The 20519-nt window shown below is 71.7% G+C and carries 17 protein-coding genes; 12 read left to right on the top strand and 5 right to left on the bottom strand.

Going from position 1 to position 20519, the window contains the following annotated elements; translation table 11 throughout:
- Positions 1–192: 192 nt before the first annotated feature.
- Positions 193–693 carry a DUF2690 domain-containing protein gene (locus Cba03nite_RS20800; protein ID WP_203748711.1) on the top strand — a complete coding sequence of 167 codons (501 nt, stop codon included), beginning with the start codon at positions 193–195 and terminating at the stop codon, positions 691–693.
- 537 nt (positions 694–1230) lie between these two features.
- On the opposite strand, the gene Cba03nite_RS20795 is transcribed toward Cba03nite_RS20800, so the two are convergent.
- Entirely contained in the window at positions 1231–4791 is a 3561-nt protein-coding gene (locus Cba03nite_RS20795) for a ThuA domain-containing protein (protein WP_203748708.1), read from the bottom strand.
- A gap of 416 nt (positions 4792–5207) precedes the next feature.
- On the opposite strand from Cba03nite_RS20795, the gene Cba03nite_RS20790 reads away from it, so the two are divergent.
- The 7 genes from Cba03nite_RS20790 (at position 5208) to Cba03nite_RS20760 (ending at position 12907) form a co-directional block, all read left to right on the top strand.
- Positions 5208–6725 carry a sugar ABC transporter ATP-binding protein gene (locus Cba03nite_RS20790; RefSeq protein WP_239125916.1) on the top strand — a complete coding sequence of 506 codons (1518 nt, stop codon included), beginning with the start codon at positions 5208–5210 and terminating at the stop codon, positions 6723–6725.
- On the top strand, positions 6722–7726 hold the full coding sequence (locus Cba03nite_RS20785; RefSeq protein ID WP_203748705.1) for an ABC transporter permease: 1005 nt from the start codon (positions 6722–6724) through the stop codon (positions 7724–7726). The genes Cba03nite_RS20790 and Cba03nite_RS20785 overlap by 4 nt, the downstream gene beginning before the upstream one ends.
- The gene (locus Cba03nite_RS20780) at positions 7723–8736 is read left to right on the top strand and encodes an ABC transporter permease (RefSeq protein ID WP_203748702.1); all 1014 of its coding nucleotides are present in this window, start codon (positions 7723–7725) and stop codon (positions 8734–8736) included. Before Cba03nite_RS20785 ends, Cba03nite_RS20780 begins: the two co-directional genes overlap by 4 nt.
- A 32-nt stretch (positions 8737–8768) precedes the next feature.
- Positions 8769–9953, top strand: coding sequence for a substrate-binding domain-containing protein (locus tag Cba03nite_RS20775; protein WP_203748699.1), 1185 nt, complete (start codon positions 8769–8771; stop codon positions 9951–9953).
- 64 nt (positions 9954–10017) lie between these two features.
- Complete coding sequence (locus tag Cba03nite_RS20770; RefSeq protein ID WP_203748696.1) at positions 10018–10881, top strand: sugar phosphate isomerase/epimerase family protein; 864 nt, start codon at positions 10018–10020, stop codon at positions 10879–10881.
- 107 nt (positions 10882–10988) lie between these two features.
- Positions 10989–12017, top strand: a complete 1029-nt coding sequence (locus tag Cba03nite_RS20765; protein WP_203748693.1) for a family 43 glycosylhydrolase — start codon at positions 10989–10991, stop codon at positions 12015–12017.
- A 20-nt stretch (positions 12018–12037) separates the two neighbouring features.
- Positions 12038–12907 carry an endonuclease/exonuclease/phosphatase family protein gene (locus Cba03nite_RS20760; RefSeq protein ID WP_203748691.1) on the top strand — a complete coding sequence of 290 codons (870 nt, stop codon included), beginning with the start codon at positions 12038–12040 and terminating at the stop codon, positions 12905–12907.
- Here the strand turns inward: Cba03nite_RS20760 and Cba03nite_RS20755 are convergent.
- On the bottom strand, positions 12904–14121 hold the full coding sequence (locus tag Cba03nite_RS20755; RefSeq protein ID WP_203748689.1) for an amidohydrolase family protein: 1218 nt from the start codon (positions 14119–14121) through the stop codon (positions 12904–12906). The two genes, Cba03nite_RS20760 and Cba03nite_RS20755, sit on opposite strands and share 4 nt — an antisense overlap.
- 103 nt (positions 14122–14224) lie before the next feature.
- On the opposite strand from Cba03nite_RS20755, the gene Cba03nite_RS20750 reads away from it, so the two are divergent.
- The gene (locus Cba03nite_RS20750) at positions 14225–14983 is read left to right on the top strand and encodes an SGNH/GDSL hydrolase family protein (protein ID WP_203748687.1); all 759 of its coding nucleotides are present in this window, start codon (positions 14225–14227) and stop codon (positions 14981–14983) included.
- 61 nt (positions 14984–15044) lie between these two features.
- Here Cba03nite_RS20750 and Cba03nite_RS20745 read toward each other — a convergent pair whose 3' ends face one another.
- Together Cba03nite_RS20745 and Cba03nite_RS20740 are read right to left on the bottom strand one after the other, a co-directional pair.
- Positions 15045–15431, bottom strand: coding sequence for a RidA family protein (locus Cba03nite_RS20745; protein ID WP_203748685.1), 387 nt, complete (start codon positions 15429–15431; stop codon positions 15045–15047).
- Positions 15432–15502: 71 nt separating this feature from the next.
- Entirely contained in the window at positions 15503–17482 is a 1980-nt protein-coding gene (locus tag Cba03nite_RS20740) for a family 20 glycosylhydrolase (RefSeq protein ID WP_275411604.1), read from the bottom strand.
- A 152-nt stretch (positions 17483–17634) separates the two neighbouring features.
- On the opposite strand from Cba03nite_RS20740, the gene Cba03nite_RS20735 reads away from it, so the two are divergent.
- The gene (locus Cba03nite_RS20735; protein ID WP_203748684.1) at positions 17635–18357 is read left to right on the top strand and encodes a histidine phosphatase family protein; all 723 of its coding nucleotides are present in this window, start codon (positions 17635–17637) and stop codon (positions 18355–18357) included.
- Complete coding sequence (locus Cba03nite_RS20730) at positions 18341–19198, top strand: NAD(P)H-hydrate dehydratase (protein WP_203748682.1); 858 nt, start codon at positions 18341–18343, stop codon at positions 19196–19198. The genes Cba03nite_RS20735 and Cba03nite_RS20730 overlap by 17 nt, the downstream gene beginning before the upstream one ends.
- Positions 19199–19205: 7 nt before the next feature.
- Here Cba03nite_RS20730 and Cba03nite_RS20725 read toward each other — a convergent pair whose 3' ends face one another.
- Entirely contained in the window at positions 19206–19715 is a 510-nt protein-coding gene (locus Cba03nite_RS20725) for a MarR family winged helix-turn-helix transcriptional regulator (RefSeq protein WP_203748680.1), read from the bottom strand.
- A gap of 104 nt (positions 19716–19819) precedes the next feature.
- Here Cba03nite_RS20725 and Cba03nite_RS20720 point away from each other — a divergent pair, with 104 nt between their 5' ends.
- Positions 19820–20464, top strand: coding sequence for an NADPH-dependent FMN reductase (locus Cba03nite_RS20720; protein ID WP_203748677.1), 645 nt, complete (start codon positions 19820–19822; stop codon positions 20462–20464).
- Positions 20465–20519 lie beyond the last annotated feature (55 nt).

The following is a 20519-nucleotide window of genomic DNA, read 5'->3' as shown; positions in this document are numbered from 1 at the left end:
CGGGTCACGTCGGCCCACAGGTCGCCCCGACCGGCTGGAGCGTCCGGTGCCGTCCGGTTTCCGGCCCCGTCGGCGCTGCTGTCACCAGGACGTTCCTGGGGCCGATCCGGACTCGGCCGACGTCGGCCCGCGACGATGCCCGGTGCCGGTTGACTCACGGCACACAGGCCGGCAAGTCGAAAGGAACTCGGAATGATTCGTGGACGGATTCGATCCGCCGTCGTCGTGATCGTCGCGGTAGTCGGCGTGGCCGTGTTGCCCCCGGCCGCGGCGCACGCCGCCGGGCCGACCGGCAAGGGCTGGGACGGCATCAGCCCGACCGACTCTCGTGCCTCGGTCTGCCAGAGGCGGTCGGACGGCTCCTCGGCGGTGTCGACGCCGACATCGGCAGAGATCAAAGTCAACGGCTCGCGGACCGGCAAGATCGAGCTGCGCTACAGCTCGACGTGCCGCACCGTCTGGGGCCGCGTGCTGGTCTACACGATCCCGTCAGAGGGTGACGCGGCGGTCTACCGGTACAACGACAGTGCCAGTACGCAGGTCTGCATCGACGAGATCACGTGGAGCGACGTGGTCGGCGCGTACACCTGCTTCACCCCCATGGTGTACGACGGTGGCTACGTCGCCCAAGCGGTCGGCACCATCGTGCTCCCCAACGTGGGCGCCGGGTACGCCTACACGGGCTGGTACTAGGAGCTGAGCGGGGTCCGGCCGCGGTGCGAGCAGCGGCATCGCTGCTCGCACCGGTTGCCGGGCAGCGCTCGGATCAGCCTCCGTGCTCGTATGGCGCGCCTGCCGTGTAGAGCAGCGTGGCCAGCGAGACGAGCGCCACCAGAATGCGGACTCTCATGCGGGCTCCTAGCTGCCCTCGGTCGCCGGTGCGCCGATCGTGTAGAGCAGCAGTGCCAGCGATGCCAGCGTGAGGATCGCGTAGGCGGCCTGGCGCCAGTTGATGGACAGGGTCATGTTTCACCTCCCGAGATGGGCTGAGGCTCGCGCCGTGTGCCCCTCAGCAGACCCGTTCGTGCGGCGTGGACGGCCCGATTCCGGCACACTCCGGCCACGGGGGCCGGCAGCGCTGGTCCGGCGGGTCCGCCAAGCCCGGTCTGCCGGACGACACCGGACACGTGGTCGGGCCGTCCACGGACAGGGCGGCGGGCGGGACCACGGAAGTCCCGCCCGCCGCTCGCGCCGGCCCGATCACCCAGGTGTGACCGGGCCGGCGGGTTCTCACACCTGCGTGAGCCGCCACAGCTGGTTGCTGCCGGTGTGGCAGGCCCACTGGATGAGTGCGGCGTTGTCGGCCGTGGAGGCGCCGTTGACGTCCAGGCACTTGCCGCTGTGCACGGCCTTGAGCTGGTACACCCCGGCGGTCGAGGTGGTGACCGCCTGCCACTTCATGTTGTTGTTCGTGGTGCAGGTCAGCTGCACCATCGCCGCCCCGTCGGCGGTGGACCCGCCGCTCGCGGCCAGGCACTTGCCGCTGTGCAGCGCCTTGAGGTAGACGTAGCCGCCGCCCGCGTCCACGGCCTGCCACTTCTGGTTGTTGCCGCCCGTGGCGGGCCACTGCACGACCGTCGCGTTGTCCGCGGTGGAGACCCCGCTGACATCGGCGAGCTTGCCGCTGTGCTGCGCGGTCAGGGTGTACGTCTTACCCGCGATGCCGCCGGTCGGGTTGGTGCCGACCCCTGTCCCGGCGAAGGTGAACGAGTCGACGTCGAAGCTGTTGTTCGCGCTCGACTTGAACACCATGTACAGCTTGTGCGTGCCGGACAGGGCCCCGACGTTGACGGCGGCCTGCTGGACGTAGGTGTCCCAGCCGCCGGTCGCCGCGACGGGGTTGGTCGCCAGCAGGGTGCCGGTCGGCGAGTCGGCGCGCAGCTCGATGCTGCCGCCGCCGCTCGGCGAGGACACCCGGTAGCTGACGCTGGTGATGCCCTGCAGGCTCATCGGGTCGAACATGATCCAGTCGTTGTTGCTGACGTCGCCGATGCGGTTGCCGCTCTCGGCCCCGGACTGGGCGACCACCCGCACGCCGGACTGACTGGTGAAGTACTCGGCCTGCTTGTGCTTGGGCTGCAGGACCACGTTGGCGTATCCGGTCAGCCGCGCCACCGTCCCGTTGCCGTTGTCCTGGTAGCGGGAGTTGAGCAGGTAGAACAGGTTGGCGCCGTCGGGGTGGCCGCCGAGGTTGCCGGTGTTGACGGTGCCGGAGCAGCCGGGCAGGTCGGTGGTCGGGTGGGCGTGGTCGTCGTGCCCGAGTGCCGGGTTGGTGAACACCTGCGAGCAGTTGATGGTGCCGTCCTGCGCGTCGGTGACGGTGAGGTTGTAGGCGACGTTCTGCCCGAAGTCGAGCATGCCGCCGTTGGGCGGTGAGTTGATCGTGACCACCGGGGCGTTGTTGCCGACGGTGATCGGCACGTTGACGAACGACGACCGGCCGGTGTTGTCGGTGACGGTCAGCTTCGCGACGTAGTTGCCGTTGCTGGTGTACGCCCGGGTCGGGTTCGCGGCGGTGGAGTCGGTGCTGCCGTTGCTGTCGAAGTCCCACGCGTAGGAGATGGTGTCCCCGGCGTCCGGGTCGTAGGAGCCGGCGCTGGAGAACGTCACGTTGAGCGTGGCGAGGCCGTTGGTCGGGGTCGCGGTGGCCTTGGCGATCGGAGCGCGCCCGCCGTGGATGTAGTCGATGCGGTAGAGCCCGGAGTCGTTGTTGCCGCCGCCGAACTCGGAGCCCCATTCGAGCAGGTAGAGCGAGCCGTCCGGGCCGAAGCGCATGGCCATCGGCTTGATGTAGCCGCCGCCGGGCAGGAACGGGTTGATCTTCACCAGGTTGCCCGAGGAGTCGAAGTGGATCTCCTTGATGTAGTTGCGCGACCACTCGTAGAAGAAGTGCACGCCGTTGTAGTACGCGGGGAACTTCGTCGCCGAGGTGCTGGCTGCGTTGTAGCGGTAGACCGGGCCGCCCATCGGCGCCGAGCCGCCCTCGCCCATCTCGGGGAAGGTGGGGGAGACGCCGTAGCCGTACCAGATCTGCGGCTGGACCAGCGGCGGCAGGGTGCGCAGGCCGGTGTTGTTCGGGGAGTCGTTGACCGGCGCGTTGCAGTTGAACTTCGCGCCGACCACGCCGGTGTCCGGGTTGTACGGCGCGTACGCCTGGTTGTTGCCGTGGCAGAACGGCCAGCCGAAGTTGCCCGCCTGCTTGATCACGTTCAGCTCGACCAGGCCCTCCGGGCCGCGGTTGGTGGTCGCGCCGCCGCGGTCGGGGCCGTAGTCGGCCAGGTTCACCCAGCCGGTCTGCATGTCGACCTCGAACCGGAACGGGTTGCGGAAGCCCATCGCGTAGATCTCGGGCTTGGTCTGCGCCGTGCCCGGCGCGAACAGGTTGCCGCTGGGGATGGTGTAGGTGCCGTTGCTCTCCGGGTGGATGCGCAGCAACTTGCCCCGCAGGTCGTTGGTGTTGCCGGCGCTGCGGGCCGCATCCAGGAAGCTCTTGCCGGACCGCCAGTCCAGCGGGGCGTAGCCCTGCCAGGCCGGGTCGAGGTTGGGCGGGGTGTCGTCACCCGTGGACAGGAACAGGTTGCCGCCCGGCCCGAAGGCCAGATAGCCGCCGGTGTGGCCGGGCTCGCTGAACGTCCGGTCCCGGTACGCGGGCACGCTGAGCAGCACCTGCTCGCTGGAGAGGTTGACGGTGTCGCCGCTGACCGTGAACCGGGACAGCCTGTTGACATCCGTCGAGCTGGACGCCGGCGAGTAGTAGAGGTAGATCCATCCGTTGGTGGCGAAGTTCGGGTCGAGCACCATGCCGACCAGGCCGTCCTCACCGCCCGTGTACACCGAGAGCTGCCCGGCGGTAACGGTCTGCTGCTGGGCGGGCTTGAAGACGGCGATCTTGCCGCCGCGCTGCACGTAGAACACCCGGCCGTCGGGGGCGATGTCCATGGCCATCGGGTCGACGGTGTTCGAGTCGAGGGTGACCTTCTCGAAGTTGCCCCACACCGTGCCGCCGCAGTCGCCGGCCAGGTTGCCCGCCGCGTAGCGCACGCCGCCCAGGATGTGGTTGCGGAAGTTCGTCTCGCTGTACGACGCGTCGTCGTGGCCCATCGCGGTCGCCCACACCTTGCCGCCCTCGGCCTCGCGGCACCAGGAGATCGGGTGGTCGGGGCCCATCGCCGCGCCGCCCGGGTTGTAGGTGCGCTCGTCGGCGGTGACCAGCACGTGCACGTTGCCGCGCGCGTTGACGTCGAAGTTGTACCACTCCTCGGTGCGCTGCCAGTTGTCCGGCAGGTGCGAGGTGGACGGGTGCACCTTGTCGGCGACCCGCGCCCAGCCCTGCAGCGAGCCGGGGGAGTGCTCGGGCATGTGTGCGCCGCCGTTGATCGTCGCGTCCCACCAGGGGAACGCCGACTCGATGCCCATGTCGGTGGCGTTGTGGATGGCGACGATGCCCTTGCCGCTGCGCAGGAAGTTCTGGGTGGCCGTGCGCTGGGCGTCGTTGTCGAACACCATGCCGGAGGTCTGGAACATGACCAGCACGTCGAAGGTGCTGAGGTTGGCGGTGTTCAGCACGCTGGAGTCCTCGCTGAACACGACCTCGAAGTTGTTGGCCGCGGCGAGCTGGGTGAACATGCTGACGCCGGCGGCGATGGATCCGTGCCGGTAGCCGGCGGTCTCGCTGAACACCAGTGCGCGGAACGCGGGTGCGGCGGTGGCGGGTCCCGCGGGCAGCAGGCTCACCGCGACTGCGGTGGCCAGCGCGAGGAACGCGCCGAGGACAGGTTTGCGGCGGCTCATGCCGTCTCCTTGGTACGCGGAAAAGGACGGTCGGTCCGTCATGCGCCCGCCGCGACGCACGACTGTGCAGCACTCGTCGACACATCGAAATGTGTCGGTGTTGTTACCTGAGTGCGAAGCCGAGCATGGCCCGTGCAAGTGGGCAACGTCAATATTCAGGCGATGCCAGTTTTAGAAGAATCACTGAAAGTTTCTTGTTGACCGGGCAAAACTAGGGTCGCTCTGGTGGAAAGCCCGTGAGCGGTCACATCGCGGCTGGTGGATGCACCAATGCCGAACCGTTATCATTTCCCGCTCGTTACAGGCTTGCTAGATCGAGCGGCGCCGTTTAACGTCCGACGCCAAGACTTCCGGTACGCAGAGCAAAAGTTCTTGTGACGTCAGCGAAAGTGTGCCGGAACGATCGAGGAGGTGCGGTGCCGCCAGACAGCGACGGCCCCCTGCTGCGGATGCGCGGCGTCGGCAAGGCCTTCTTCGGGGTACGCGTGCTCGACGACGTCGACCTCGACCTCCACTCCGGACAGGTGCACGCCCTCGTCGGCGAGAACGGCGCCGGCAAGTCCACCCTCATGAAGATCGCCAGCGGGGTGTACCAGCCCGACGCCGGGACCCTGGAGCTGGCCGGGCAGCCGGTGACGCTGCCCGACCCGCGGGCCGCCCAGGCGGCCGGGATCGGCATCATCCACCAGGAGTTCAACCTCCTGCCGGAGCGCACCGTCGCCGAGAACGTCTTCCTCGGCCGCGAGCCCATGCGCCGCGGCCTGGTCGACCGCCGGGCCATGCACGCCCGCACCGCCGAGCTGCTCGCGGGCATCGGCGAGGACGCGATCACGCCGCAGGCCAGGGTCGGCCGGCTCAGCGTCGCCCAGCAGCAGGTCGTCGAGATCGTCAAGGCGCTCGCGCTGGACGCGCGGGTGCTCATCATGGACGAGCCCACCGCCTCGCTGGCCGAGCACGAGGTCGAGCTGCTCTACCAGCTGGTCCGGCGGCTGCAGCAGCGCGGCATCGGCATCCTGTACGTGTCGCACCGGCTCACCGAGGTCTTCGACCTGTCCGGCCGGATCACCGTGCTCAAGGACGGCCGGCGCGTCACCACCCTCGACACCGCCGAGGCAACCGCCGACACCCTGGTCCGGCACATGGTCGGCCGCGAGCTGTCGCACTACTACCCCGAACGCGCCGCCCCCGGCAGCGCGGGAGCGGCCCGGCTCACCCTGTCCGCCGCCGGCAACGGCCGCCTGCACCCGGTCGACCTGGAGCTGCGCGCCGGTGAGGTGCTCGGCGTCGGTGGGCTGCAGGGCTCCGGGCGCTCGGCACTGGCCCGCGCCGTGTTCGGCATCGACGGCTTCCGCACCGGGCGCGTGCTGCTCGACGGCGAGCCGGTGCGGGTGCGCTCGCCGCGCCAGGCGGTCCGGGCGGGCATCGCGTACGTCACCGAGGACCGCAAGGGCGAGGGCCTCGCGCTCAGCCAGTCGGTGCTGGACAACGCCCTGCTCGCGCAGCGCGCCGTACGGCCCCGCTGGTTCGGCCGCGCTGCCCGCACCACCACCGTGCGCGAGCTGCTCGACGCCGTGGAGGTGCACGCCGCGGGCACCGAGCAGGAGATCCGCTACCTGTCGGGCGGCAACCAGCAGAAGGTCGTGCTGGCCCGCTGGCTGGCGATGACCCCGCGGGTGCTGCTGTTCGACGAACCCACCCGGGGCATCGACGTCGGCGCGAAGGCCGCGATCCACGACCTGATCCGCAGGCTCGCCGCCGACGGTGCGGCGGTGCTGATGATCTCGTCGGAGCTGCCCGAGCTGATCGGCATGAGCGACCGCATCGTCGTCATGCGCGACGGCGCGATCGCGGGCGAGCTGCCCGCCGGAGCGAGCGAGGAAGCCGTGATGGGCCTGGCCACCGGCGCCGCCACCAGTACGGAGGTGCCCGCATGAGCACAGACGGGGCGCGCACGAGGCTGCGCCTGCCCGCCCTCGACGCGACCAGCGGCGTCTGGGCCGCGCTCGCCCTCGCGCTGATGCTCGGCGGCACCCTGGTCGCCCTGGACGGCGGGTCGCTGTTCAGCGAGTCGAGCACGATCAGCCTGCTGCAGCGGGCGGCCGGGCTCGGCATCGTCGCGGTCGGGCAGACCATGGCCATCCTCGCCGGGTCGCTGGACCTGTCGGTGGCGTACGTGATCAGCCTGACCTCGCTCGTCGCCGCCGAGACCATGGCCGGATCCGACGGCATGGTGCTGCCCGCGATCGCCGCCGTCCTCGCCGTGTCCGCCGCGATCGGGCTGCTCAACGGCCTGCTCATCACCAAGCTGCGGATCAACGCGTTCATCGCGACGCTCGGCGTCGGCCTGCTCATCAAGGGCTACCTCGAACAGGGCTACGCCGGACCGGCCGGCAGCGTGCCCACGTCCTTCCAGCACCTGGGCTACGACCGGATCGGACCGGTGCCGCTGTCGTTCGTGCTGTTCGCCGCGGTCGCCGCCGCGGCCTGGTTCACCCTGCGCAGCACCCGCTACGGCCACCACCTGATCGCCACCGGCGGCGACCTCGACGTGGCCCGGCTGTCCGGGGTGCGCACCGACCGGGTTCTCATCCGCACCCACGTCATCTGCTCGCTGTGCGCCGGGATCGCCGGGCTCTACCTGGCCAGCCGCCTCGGCGCGGGCGCACCCCGGGTCGGCGCCGAGGGCGGCTACGACCTGGAGTCGATCGCCGCGGTCGTGCTCGGCGGCACCGTGCTCGCCGGAGGCCGCGGCGGCGTGGCGGGCACGGTCGGCGGCGTCCTGCTGCTGGCCGTGATCGACGGCGTGTTCAACCAGCTCGAAGTGGACTCCTTCTTCAAGCAGATGGTGCGCGGCGTGGTCATCGTCGCCGCGGTCGCGGTCTACGCGCTGCGCCTGCGCCGCACCTCCGACCGGCGGAAGGCGGCCGTGGCATGAGCACCGACGTGGCGAGCCCCACCGGCTCCGCGCCCGCCGTCCCCGCCGGGCTGGGCGGCGGCGGGCGCGGCGGGTGGGGCGCGGGCAGCATCCGGCCCGTGCTGATCATCCTGGTGCTGCTGCTGATCGCGGTCGGCATCCGCCAGCCCGACTTCTACGACCCGCCCGTGCTGCTGGCGTTCCTCAAACGCGCCGCCCCGCTGATCATCCTCGCCGCCGGGCAGTACTTCGTCATCGTCGCGGGCGACTTCGACCTGTCGGTCGGCTCGCTGGTCACCGCCGAGGTGGTCATCGCCGCCCGGCTCATCGACGGCGACCCCGCCGCGACCTGGCCCGTCGTCGCGCTGCTGCTCGCCTTCGGGCTGCTCGTCGGCCTGGTCAACGGCGTGGTCACCACGCTGCTGCAGGTGCCGTCGTTCATCACCACGCTCGGCATGTACCTGGTGCTCGTCGGCGCCGTCTACACCTGGACCGGCGGCTCGCCGCGCGGGGCGCTGTCGGAGGAGTTCCGGATGCTCGGCCGCCGCGGCGTCGACGGCGTACCCGTGCTCGGGCAGCTGCCGTACGCGGTGCTCGTGCTGGCCGGGGTGGCCGTGCTCGCGGTGCTGGCGATGCGGGCGGACTTCGGCAAGGTGCTGCTGGCAGTCGGGGACAACCCGCGCGCGGCCCGGCTCACCGGGGTGCGGACGGCGCGCGTTCGCACCATCGCCTTCCTGGTCAGCGGCGCCTGCGCCGCCGTCGCGGCGATCCTGCTGGGCGGCTTCGGCGGGGTGTCCTTCCAGGTCGGCGCCGGGCTGGAGTTCACCGCGATCACCGCGGTGGTGCTCGGCGGGGTGGTGCTCGGCGGCGGGCGCGGCTCGGTCGCCGGGGCCATGCTCGGCGCGCTCACCCTGCAGACCCTGCTCACGCTGCTCAACCTGCTCGGCGTGTCCGGAGCGCTCAGCTCCGCCGTGCAGGGCCTGATCATCCTCGCCGCGGTCGCGGTCGGCACGCTGCGCCGCCGTACCTGAAACGCCCTGATCCGCACCAGAGAGGAACGCACATGAGGAGAAGCACCCCCGTATTGCTGGCCGTGTGCACCGCCTTGGCGGTGGGCGTGGTCGGCTGCACCAGCGACGTGCCCGGCGCGTCGCCCAGCGCCGGGCCCAGCGGCGCCGGCACCGGCGAGACGTCGAAGTTCTTCGTCCAGGCCGACCACGACAACGAGCTGGCCCTGCGCACCAAGGCAGCCACCGGCCCCGCCGACAAGCCGTGGGAGCAGGCCCTCGACCCGAAGACCGTGGACACCGCCAAGTACAAGAAGGCCGGGCCGTACCACCTGTGCTTCTCGAACGCGGGCGTCGGCAATCCGTGGCGGCAGGTCGGCTTCAAGAACATGCAGGCCGAGGTCAAGCTGCACCCCGAGATCAAGACCTTCACCGTGGCCGACGCGGAGAGCAAGGACGACAAGCAGATCTCCGACATCACCGACCTGCTCGGCAAGGGCTGCGACGCGCTCATCGTCTCCCCGAACACCACCGCGACGCTGACCCCCGCCGTCGAGCAGGCCTGCGCCAAGGTGCCGGTCATCGTCTTCGACCGCGGCGTCAACACCAAGTGCCCGGTCACCTTCATCAACCCCATCGGCGGGTACGCGTTCGGCGCCACCGGCGCGGAGTTCCTCGTCGAGAAGGTGAAGCCGAAGGGCAAGATCCTGGCGCTGCGCATCCTGCCCGGCGTCGACGTGCTCGAAGCCCGCTGGGGCGCGGCCAAGGTGGTCTTCGACAAGTCCGACCTGGACGTCGTCGGCGTCGAGTTCACCGACGGCGACGCGGCCAAGACCAAGACCATCGTCACCAACTACCTCCAGCGCTTCGGCGACATCGACGGCATCTGGATGGACGCCGGCGCCACCGCCGTCGCCGCGGCCGAGGCGTTCGAGGACGCGGGCAAGCCGTTCCCGGCCATCGTCGGTGAGGACCAGCAGGACTTCCTCAAGATGTGGCAGGACAAGAAGCTCACCGCGATCGCCCCGACCTACCCCACCTACCAGTGGCGCACCCCGGTCATCGCCGCGCTGCAGATCCTCGGCGGCCAGCCGGTGCCCAGCCCCTGGAAGCTGCCCCAGCCCACCATCACCCAGGACAACCTGAGCAACTTCGTGCAGAAGGACATGCCGCCGCTGCACTACGCCATGTGCGGCTGCTCGACCCTGCCCGGCTATCCGGGCGACTGGGGCGGCAAGTAACCGGCTCGAACCGGCGGCTGCCCCGTTCGCGGGCAGCCGCCCTTCGCTCTCCAGGAGAGGTGACATGTTCGCCATCGGCGCCAACCCGTGGATCTGGACCTCGCCCGTCGACGACCGCGCCCTGCGGGAACTCGTGCCCCGCATCGCGGCCTGGGGCTTCGACGCGATCGAGATCCCGGTCGAGCAGCCCGGCGACTGGTCCGCCGAGGGCGTACGCGACCTGCTCGCCGAGCACGGGCTGGCCGCGGCGGCGGTGCTCGCGGTCACCCCTCCCGGCCGTGACCTGGTGTGCACCGACGCCGCCACGGTAGCCGGGTCGCAGGCGTACCTGCGCGGCCTGGTCGACGCGGCGGCCGTGCTGGGTGCGCCCAGCGTGTGCGGGCCTGTCTACGCCGCCGTCGGCCGCTTGTGGCGAATGGACGCCGCCGAGCGCCGCGACTGCTACCGGCAGTTGCGCGCCGCGCTGGAGCCGGTCGCCTGGTACGCGGGGGAGCGGGGCGTCGCCATCGGCGTCGAGGCGCTCAACCGCTACGAGACCTCCGTCGTCAACACCATGGCGCAGACCATGGAGGCGCTCGACGGCCTGCCCGGCAACGTCGGCATCATGCTCGACAGCTACCACATGAACATCGAGGAGTCCGATCCGTACGCCGCGGTCACCCTGGCCGGGCCGCGCATCGTGCACGTGCAGGTGTCCGGCAGTGACCGCGGCGCACCCGGCCGCGACCACCTGGACTGGCCGCGCTGGCTGGGCGCGCTGGCCGGGACCGGTTACCGGGGGCCGATCTGCATCGAGTCGTTCACGGGTGAGAACGAGGCCATCGCCGTGGCCGCCGCGATCTGGCGGCCGCTCGCACCCAGCCAGGACGAACTGGCCACCGCGGGTCTGGCGTATCTGCGCGAGGTCACGGTCGGCTTGAGCCGCTGACCCGTCGGCTTTGCTCTGCTTACCAATACGCAACTGGTCAGGCGCGATGCGCGGCTCTGGAATGAAATTGTGGGATTCATGTAGATAAGCCGCCTACCGTGCGGCGCATGAGGAAGCCCGGATCGGCGGCGCTCGGCACGATGCTGCTCACGACACTGCTGCTCGTCACTCCAAGGCCGGCACACGCGGCCGCGCCGCAGCCTGTGTACGCCCCCGCCCACTCGATCGCCGACCCGGGCGTGTTCCGGGAGGACGGCGACTTCTACGCGTACTCGACCGGCGGCGGCGCCCGCGTCAGCCGGGGCGACGAGGCGGCCGGGCCGTGGAACGCCGAGGGCGCCGGGCTCGACCTCGACCCGATGCCGGGCTGGATGGCGTCCGACGACGTCTGGGCGCCCGACGTATGGCGGACCAGCGCGGGACTCGTCATGTACTTCTCGGCCCCGGCGAAGGACTTCGGCGGCCAGCGGTGCATCGGCGTCGCGGTCAACACCACCGCCGACCCCGGCGCGCTGTTCCGGCCCACCGCCGCGCCGCTGGTCTGCCCCGGCGGCAGGCACGGCGGTGAGGACCGGGTGCCCGGACGGCCCGTCGCCGACGCGGGCGTGATCGACCCGTCCCCGTTCGCCGACAGCGACGGCAAGCGCTTCCTGCTGTACAAGACCCAGCAGACCCCGTCCTCGCTGCGGATGGTCCGGCTGACCGCCGACGGGACGCACTGGTTCGGTAACGACAGCGGCGAGCTGCTGCAGCGCGACGGCATCATCGAGAACCCGGTGCTGGTGCAGCGCGGCAGCCAGTTCGTCCTGCTCGCGTCGCGCTACGGCTACGACAACTGCAGCTACGCCACGGTGTGGCTGCGCTCGGCGGACCGCTGGCACTTCGCGGGCGCGACCGAGCACACCCTGCTGACCACGGCGGGCACCGGCATCTGCGGGCCGGGCGGCGCGGACGTCACCCCGTCGCTGGACGGCGGCTGGCGGCTGTTCCTGCACGGCTGGGTCTGCGGCACCGGCACCCAGGCATGCACCCCGAGCCAGATCAGCAACGGCGCCGCCAAGCGCCGGGCCCTGTACGCGGCGGTCTTCGGCTGGGGCGCGGACGGCGCCACCCCGAGCGTCGGCGCGTTCCTCTGACGGATTCAAGGAGACATCCCATGCAGCGCAGCAGATTCCGGCCGGCCGTCGCGCTGGCGGCAGCGGCCACCCTCCTGGCCACGCTCGTCCCGGCGACCCCGGCCGCGGCCGCCAACGCGACCTTCCGGGCCGGCACGCTCAACATCTACTACGGGCTGACCCAGGCCCAGTTCGTGCAGGACCTGGAGTCGATCACGGCAAAGGCCGACCTGGTCGGCCTGAACGAGGTCAACGGCCGCAAGGACTTCCTGACCACCTGGGCCGCGAACAACGGCTGGTGGTTCTACGCCCCCGCGCCGTCCCAGGCCGAGAACGAGGCCCTGCTCGCCCGCAAGAGCATGTTCGACGTGCTGGACAAGGACTCGATCTTCGTGTGCGACACCAACGGCCCCGGCGAGGTGCCCCCGGCCCGGTACAACAACTGGGTCAAGTACCGGCACAAGGCCAGCGGGCGGGTGGTGTTCCACATCAACTTCCACGCCAACGCGAGCATCGAGGACAACGGCCGGCCGATCGACATCCCGCGCACGGAGTGCGCCGAGCAGCAGTTCCAGGAGATCAAGAACCTGGCCGCCCGGAAGAAGGACGAGGGCCAGGTTATCGTCAGCGGTGATCTCAACGTCGACTTCAGCGCCGACCGCGCCTACGGGTACGCGAAGTTCCCGTGGAAGACCTTCGAGGCCAACCAGCTGCCCAACCTGCGCTCGGTCTACAACCTGTACGGCGAGAAGGGCACCGGCACCCACGGCAACCGGCACATCGACTACGTGTACTTCTGGAAGCGGGTCGAGAGCTCCCAGGTGATGTGGATGACCGACTACCGGATCGTCACCGGCACCAACTCCGACCACAACGGCGTCGTCGCGGACTTCTCCATCGACATCGCCTAGGCCGCCGGACCACCCACCACCTGCCGGCCGCGCACGTACACGGTCAGCAGCCGGTGGATCGCGGCCGGCTCGGCGACCGGGTCTCCCGAGACCGCCAGGATGTCGGCGTCGTAGCCGGCCGCGATGCGCCCCTTGCGGTGGCCCAGCCCGATCACCTCGGCCGCGCGCGCCGTCACCGCGTGCAGCGCCTCCGCGCCGCTCATGCCCAGCGGCGCCAGCTGCGGCACCGCATGGCGCAGCACGAAATGGGGTTTCACCGGGGCGATGCCCGCGTCGGTGCCGATCACGATCCGCGCGCCCGCCCGGTGCATCCGGCCCGCGTTGCGGATGAAGCCGGTCATCCGGGTGGCGATGCTCGGCGGCACCGCGTGCCCCTCGACCTGGCGGGTGCCGAAGGTGAGGCTCAGCGCGACACGCCGGGCCACGATCGCGTCCAGCAGCTCGGCGGGCACGTCCTCGACCGAGTCCGGGGTCATGAACGTGGCGTGCTCCAGGCAGTCCACCCCGGCCTCGACCGCGGCGGCGATCGCCGCCGTGCCGTGCGCGTGCGCGGCGACCGGCAGCCCCAGCGCGTGCGCCTGCTCGACCACCGCCCGCAGCTCGGCCACGGTGTACTGCGCCACCTCCGGACGGCTGCCCGGGGTCATGTGGCCGCCGCTGGCCATGACCTTGATGACGTCCACGCCGCGCGCGGCCCGCGCCCGCACCGCCTCGCGCAGCTGCGCCACGTCGCCCGCGGCATCGCCGAGGAAGTGGCAGTGCCCGCCGGGCGTCGTGATCGGCACTCCGGCCGCCACGATCTCCGGCAGCGTGTGGTCGCCGTCGCGCGCCGCGGCCCGGACGCCGAGCGCGAGGTATCCCCGGTCGCCGAGGTCGCGCACAGTGGTGACGCCACCGGCCGCGGCCGAGCGCGCCGCGCGGCACATCGCCTCGTACGCCGCCGCCTCGTCGCGCTCGCCCAGCCGCGTGACCGGCTGGGCGGACGCGTCGAACGCCAGGTGCACGTGCGTGTCGATCAGGCCGGGCAGCAGCGTCGCGCCGGGCAGGCCGACCACCTCGGCGCCGTCCGGCACTCCGGCCGTGCCCTGCGTGACCGATACGATCCGGGCCCCGTCCACCAGCACGGCCGGGTCGTCCAGCAGGGCTTCGCCGTCGAACAGGCGGGCGGCACGGAGCAGGAGCAGCCGTGGGCGGGCACGCGTGGTGATCGTCATCCTGACAGGATGGGGTGTCGAGGTGTGCCGCGCCAAGACGGCGGCGACGCGGTCCCGCCACCCGGTGGCCAGGCGGGGGAGCCTCGTCGCTAGCATCCGCGGGATGCGCCGGATCATGACTTGGGCAGGCCGCCCGCTCGCCCTGGCGATCGCACCGGTCCTGCTGGTGCAGGGGGCACGCGTACGCCGCCGGACCCCGGTGCTGCCCGAGGCCGCCGGTGCACGCGAAGGCGTGCGGGGTGATGCGCCCGGTGACCCGCTGTCGCTGCTGGTCCTGGGCGAGTCGACCGCGGCCGGGGTCGGCGTGGCCACCCAGGCCGACGGCCTGGCGCCGGCGCTCGCGGCCGGGTTGTCCGGGCACAGCGGCCGGCCGGTGACCTGGCGGGTCGCGGCACACACCGGGTACAGCGCCCGCAAGGTCCTCGGCCGGCTCGTCCCGCAGCTGCCCGATGAGACGTACGACGTGGTCGTGGTCGTCCTCGGTGTCAACGACGTGCTGGAGATGCGCTCGGGCCGCGGGTGGCGGCGCGACATCGCCGCGCTGCTGGGCGCCCTGCGGCCGCGCCTGCGCCCCGGCGGCCGGGTCGTCCTGGCGGGAGTGCCGGACATGGCGGGCTTCCCGGCGCTGCCGAAGCCGACCCGGACCGTGCTGGGCCTGCACGCCCGGCACCTGGACCAGGGCCTGGCCCGGGTCGCCGCGGACACGCCGTGGGCCGTGCACGCGCCCGCCTTCGGCATCGACACGAGCGGCCTTTACGCCGAGGACGGCTTCCACCCCGGCGCCGACGGTTACCGCACGTGGGCGGCCCATCTGGTGACCATCATGGCCGCGCTGCCAGGACAGTCTCCTAGGACGATGTAGAGAGCGTGCGGCCGGTCACTCGGTGCAGGCCGAGGCCCGCGCCGACGGGAACGTCCGGTGGTTACGCCTCGCGGGGCAGGTAGAGGATCGCCTCGACCTCGACGCGCAGGTCCGGATTGGCCAGCGCGGCGAGCACCGTCGACCGCGCGGGCAGCGGCTCGGCGAAGTACTCCCGGTACACCGCGTTGAACGGCGCGAACAGGGCGGCGCTGAGCAGGAACGCGGTCACCTTGCACACGTCGCCGAGGTCCCCGCCCGCCGCCCGGCAGACCGCCTGGAGGTTGTCGAGGACCTGGCGGACCTCGGCCTCGAAGTCGCCGGTGACGGTGCTGCCGTCGGGCCGGACGGCCACCTGGCCGGAGACGAAGACGTAGTCTCCGGCCCGCGTCGCGTGGGACAGGGGCACCGGCAGGGACGCGATATCGTCGCTATGGATCTTCTCGATCACGGGAGTGAATCTAGTCCGTTCTCATCGACTGCGGCACAGCGGCCGGAGTCTGCGGGCAGAGGCAGGTCTGATCAGGGGGTGAGGGCGAATGAGTCCACGTCGAACAGGCCGGTGCCCGCTCCGGTGAACACGAGGTACAGCGGTCCTGATCCGGCGCTCACGGTGGTGCTGACGTCGGCGTAGACGCCCCAGCCGCCGGTGCTCGCGACGGCGACCGAGCCGAGCAGGGTGCCGGTGGCCGAGTTGGCGCGAATCTGGATCGTCCCGCCCGTGCCGCCGGACGAGATCCGGGCGGTGAAGCCGGTCTTGCCGGAGACGTTGACGCCGGAGAACCCGATCCAGTCCCCGTTGTCGATGTAGCCGACGCGGTTGCCGCCGTTGGCCGCCGCGTCGGCCACGATCTGCACACCCGACTGCGACGTGTACGACTCCGCCTCGACCCGGCCGGTCACCGGCGGGGTGGCCCACGGGACCTGCGGCGAGCGGTAGAAGTTGATGCCCTGTGCGGTCCAGCGCGGGCCCTGCGCGCCCAGGCGCACCTTGAACGTGTCCCAGGTGCGCGCCGACTGCGGCGACCAGCCCAGCTCGGCGAGTGCGGGCAGGCGCGGGAACGCCATGAACTCGATGTCGGCGAGCTTGGTGAGCGTCTCGGACCACAGCGGCGCCTCGACGCCGATGATCGCGCTCGCCGGGACGCCCGGCACGAGCGTGGCAGGGTCCCAGTTGTACGCCGTCTGCACCTCGATCAGGCCCGCCCAGCTGAGCCCGAGCGGGGTCTGGCTGGTGTACTTCATGTCGAGGTAGGCCTTGTTGGCGGGCGACATCAGCACCTTCGCGCCCTTGCTGACCGCGGCGCTCAGGTCGGCGTCGGAGGTCGAGGTGCCCCAGTACTGCGCGATCCGGCCGGGGGAGTGGTCGGCCTGGCCGAGCTGGTGCCAGCCCATGACGGTCTTGCCGTTGGCGGTGACGTACGGCTGGATGCGGTTCATGAAGGTGCGGTAGTCGGCGTCCGAGGTGCTGCTGGCCTCGTCGCCGCCGATGTGCAGGTACGGCCCCGGGGTGAGCGCGGCCAGCTCGGCGAGCACCTGCTGCACGAAGGTGTAGGTGACCTCCTTGCCCACGCACAGCGAGCTGAAGCCCACGGCGGTGCCGGTGTACAGCGCCGGCGCCGTGTTGTTGCAGTTCAGCTCGGCGTAGGAGGCGAGCGCGGCGTTGGTGTGGCCAGGCATGTCGATCTCGGGCACGATCGTGATGTGCCGCGCCGCGGCGTACGCGACGAGGTCGCTGTACTGCGCCTTGGTGTAGTAGCCGCCCGCGCCGCCGCCGACCTGGGTGCTGCCGCCGTAGGTGGCCAGCCGGGGCCAGGCGTCGATCACGATGCGCCAGCCCTGGTCGTCGGACAGGTGCAGGTGCAGCACGTTCACCTTGTACTGGGCGATCTCGTCGAGGTAGCGCTTGACGACGTCCACGCCGAAGAAGTGCCGGGACACGTCCAGCATCGCCCCGCGGTAGCCGTAGCGGGGGTGATCGACGATCCGGCCGCCCGCGACCTCCCACGGTCCGGACTGGACGGTGCGCGCCTCGACGGCGGCCGGCAGCAGCTGGCGCAGCGTCTGCACGCCGTGGAACAGCCCCGCCGCGGTCTGTGCGCGGATGGTGATCAGCGCGGCGGTCACGTCGAGCTGGTAGCCCTCGCTGCCCACGCTCGGGTCGGCGCCGGACAGCAGCAGCGCGATGCCGCTGGTGGGGGTGCCGCTCGCGGCGGTGACGGGCAGCGCGTACCCGGTGGAGGGGCGCAGCAGTGCGGCGAGGTGGTTGCCGACGTCCGTCGCGGCGGTCGAGCCCGCCTGGGTCTGGATCGCGGCACCGGACGCGATGGTGTGCACGACTCCGGCGGCCGGCTGCACCGACACCGGCACGGGCACCACGCTGCCGAGGGCGGACGGGGCGGCCTGGGCCGATGCCGGCGCGATGAGCAGGGTGGCGGCGAAGGCGGTGACGGCGGCGGCGACCGCGCAGGCGGTCCGCATCTGACGGGCGCGACGGTACACGGCGACCTCCCAGCAGAACGGTAAAGTGTCTTACCAGTTCGACGGAAGGCTATGTCCCAAGCCAGGTGGTGTCAAGCGGGACCCACATCGCCCGATTGCGCGCGGCCACGACGGGGTATGCCGGGCTTGCGGCACGGTGGGGGAAGGGACTCATGAACGAACTCGGCTGGCTGGGTGTGGTGCGGCACGGGGAGAGCGTCGGCAACCTGGCCGCGCTGCGCGCCGAGCAGGAGGGCGCCGAACGGCTCGACCTCGCCCCGCGCGACCCGGACGTGCCGCTGTCGCCCCTGGGCCGGGAGCAGGCGGCCGCGGTGGGGCGCTGGCTGCGCACCGTCCCGCAACCGGACCTCGTGTTGATCTCCCCGTACCTGCGCACCGTCGAGACGGCCCGCGCCGCGCTCGCCGGGCTTGATCTCCCGACCTCCTGCGACGAGCGCCTGCGCGACCGTGACCTGGGCCAGCTCGACCTGCTGACCACCCACGGGGTACGCAGTCTCTATCCCCAGGAGGCCGAGCGCCGGGCCCGGCTCGGCAAGTTCTACTACCGCCCGCCCGGCGGCGAGTCCTGGGCCGACGTGGCGCTGCGCCTGCGCGCCCTGCTGGCCGACCTGCGCCGCGACCATCCCGGCGGGCGCGTCCTGCTGGTCACCCACGACGTCGTCGTGCAGCTCGTGCGCTACCTCGTCGAGGACATGACCGAGCAGGAGCTGATGGAGGCCGCCCGGCGGCAGGCCATCGCCAACGCCTCGGTCAGCACCTGGACCGGCGACGGCGGCGGGCGCCTGGCCGCGCGGGCCTTCAACGACATCGCGCACCTGCGCGCGCAGGACACCGAGCCCACCGCCGAGGAGGGTGTGCGTGCCGAACCCGTCTGAACCCACGGTCGTCACCGTGCAGCTGCTGCGCGACTGGCCGCTGCCCGAACCGGAGGGGGCCAAGGACAGCCGGGGCACCGCGCTGATCGTCGGCGGCTCGCGGCACACGCCGGGGGCGGTGCTGCTGGCCGGGGTCGCCGCGCTGCGTGCCGGGGCGGGCGTGCTGCAGCTGGCCGTGGCCGAGTCCACCGCGGCGGCGCTGAGCATCCAGATGCCCGAGGCGCTGGTCCTCGACCTGCCCGAGACCCCGGGCGGGCTGCCCGAGCGGCTGGCGGAGCTGGCCGCTCACGCGTCGTCCATCGCGATCGGGCCGGGCATGGGCGACATCGACCACACCGCCGAGATCATGCGGTACGTGCTCGACGCCGCGCCCGCCGACACGACCGTGGTGCTGGACGCCTACGCCTTGGGCGCGCTCAGCCGCGATCCGTCGGTGCTCGCCGGCCGCCCCGGCCGCTACCTGCTCACCCCCAACCTGGAGGAGGCGCGCTACCTGCTGGGCGTGGACGATCTCGGCGACGATCTCGCGGCGACGGCGCTGCGCATCGCCGAGCGCTACCAGGCGGTGGTGTCGCTGTTCGGCCGCGTCGCCGACCCCGGCGGGCGCATCTGGTGGGAGCAGACCGGCGGCAGCGGCCTGGGCACCTCCGGCAGCGGCGACGTGCGCGCCGGGCTGGTGACCGGGCTGCTGGCGCGCGGCGCGGACCCCGCACAGGCGGCGTGCTGGGCCGCGTACGCCCACGCCGGCAGCGCCCAGCGGCTGGCGCCGCGCTTCGGGCGCATCGGCTTCCTGGCCAGGGAACTGGCCGACGAGATCCCGGCGGTGCTCGCCGCGGTCTGACCGCGCCTCAGCGGCCGCCGTCGCGGCAGCTCGCCAGGATCTGCGCCATTGCCTGGCGGAACTGCTCCCGCCCGGCTGCGCCGAGGGCCGCGACGAGATCGTCCAGCTCCGCGCCGACCTCGGTGTGGAAGGCGGTGGCGGCCTGGCGGCCGTCGCCGGTCAGCGTGACCTGAACCGCGCGCCGGTCGCCCGGCACGGGTTGCCGGCGCGCGAGGTCGCGCCGCTCGGCCCGGTCCATGAGCCCGGTCATCGCGGCCTTCTCGACGCCCAGGATCTGCGCCAGCTCGGCCATGCCCCGGGGGCCGGCGAGCAGCACGCACAGCAGTTTCGCCTGGACCGGGGTCAGGTCGTGGCGCTCGGACACGCGCGTGTAGACGCTCTGCACCAGAGCGGTGAGCTGCACCAACCCGGCGGTCACGGCCAGGTCGGGGCCGTGGGCCAGGAAGTCCGGGCCGGAGTCGCAGCGCGGCCTTGCCCCGGCCGGCGTGCCGGTGGCGGCTTGCGCTGTCTCACTCACGCCGCCTACTGTACACGTCGCGGATAGTACGCGGCGCGTACAGTACGCTTCCTGAACATCAGCCGGGCGCCCGCCCGGCACCGCACCTGATCACGGAGACAGCCATGTCGAAACTTCTGGTCATCATCGGCAGCATCCGGCCCGGCCGGGCCGCCGACACGGTGGCACCCTGGGTCGTGTCCCGGGCGAGCGCCCACGGGTCCTTCGAGGTCGAGGTCGCGGACCTGCGGGACTGGCCGCTGCCCATCTTCGCCGAACACCCGGGCAGCCTCGGCGACATCAACGACCCGACGTACTCCGAGCCGATCGTGCGGGCGTGGAACAAGAAGATCAAGGAGTCGGACGCCTTCATCGTCGTCACGCCGGAGTACAACCACAGCATCCCCGGCGGCCTGAAGAACGCCATCGACAGCGTCTGGCTCTCCTTCGGCTTCCGCAACAAGCCCGTCGCCGCCGTGGGATACAGCAACGGCATCGGCGGCGGCATCCGTGCCATCGAGCACCTGGCGCACGTGTTCGTCGAGACCGAGTCGGTGCCGCTGCGCAACACCGTGATCCTGCCGTTCGTCGGGCAGGCGTTCGACGAGCAGGGGCAGCCGGTCAACCCGGCGGCCGACATCGGCATGGGCGTCCTGCTGGACGACCTGGCCTGGTGGTCGACCGCGCTGGACAAGGCCCGTGCGGAGGGTGAGCTGGTCCCCGGCATGATGCGGGCACGCGCCGCCATGGCTCGGGCGCAGGCCTCCTGAGCGGACCCCGGGGGTGCGCCCGCCCGCACGGGGTGGGCGCGCACCCGGGTGGGCG

It is taken from the genome of Catellatospora bangladeshensis, from assembly GCF_016862575.1.
Classification (GTDB): Bacteria; Actinomycetota; Actinomycetes; order Mycobacteriales; family Micromonosporaceae; genus Catellatospora; species Catellatospora bangladeshensis.
The sequence above is the reverse complement of the archived record's forward strand: the minus strand, read 5'-3'. Positions and strand labels throughout refer to the sequence as shown.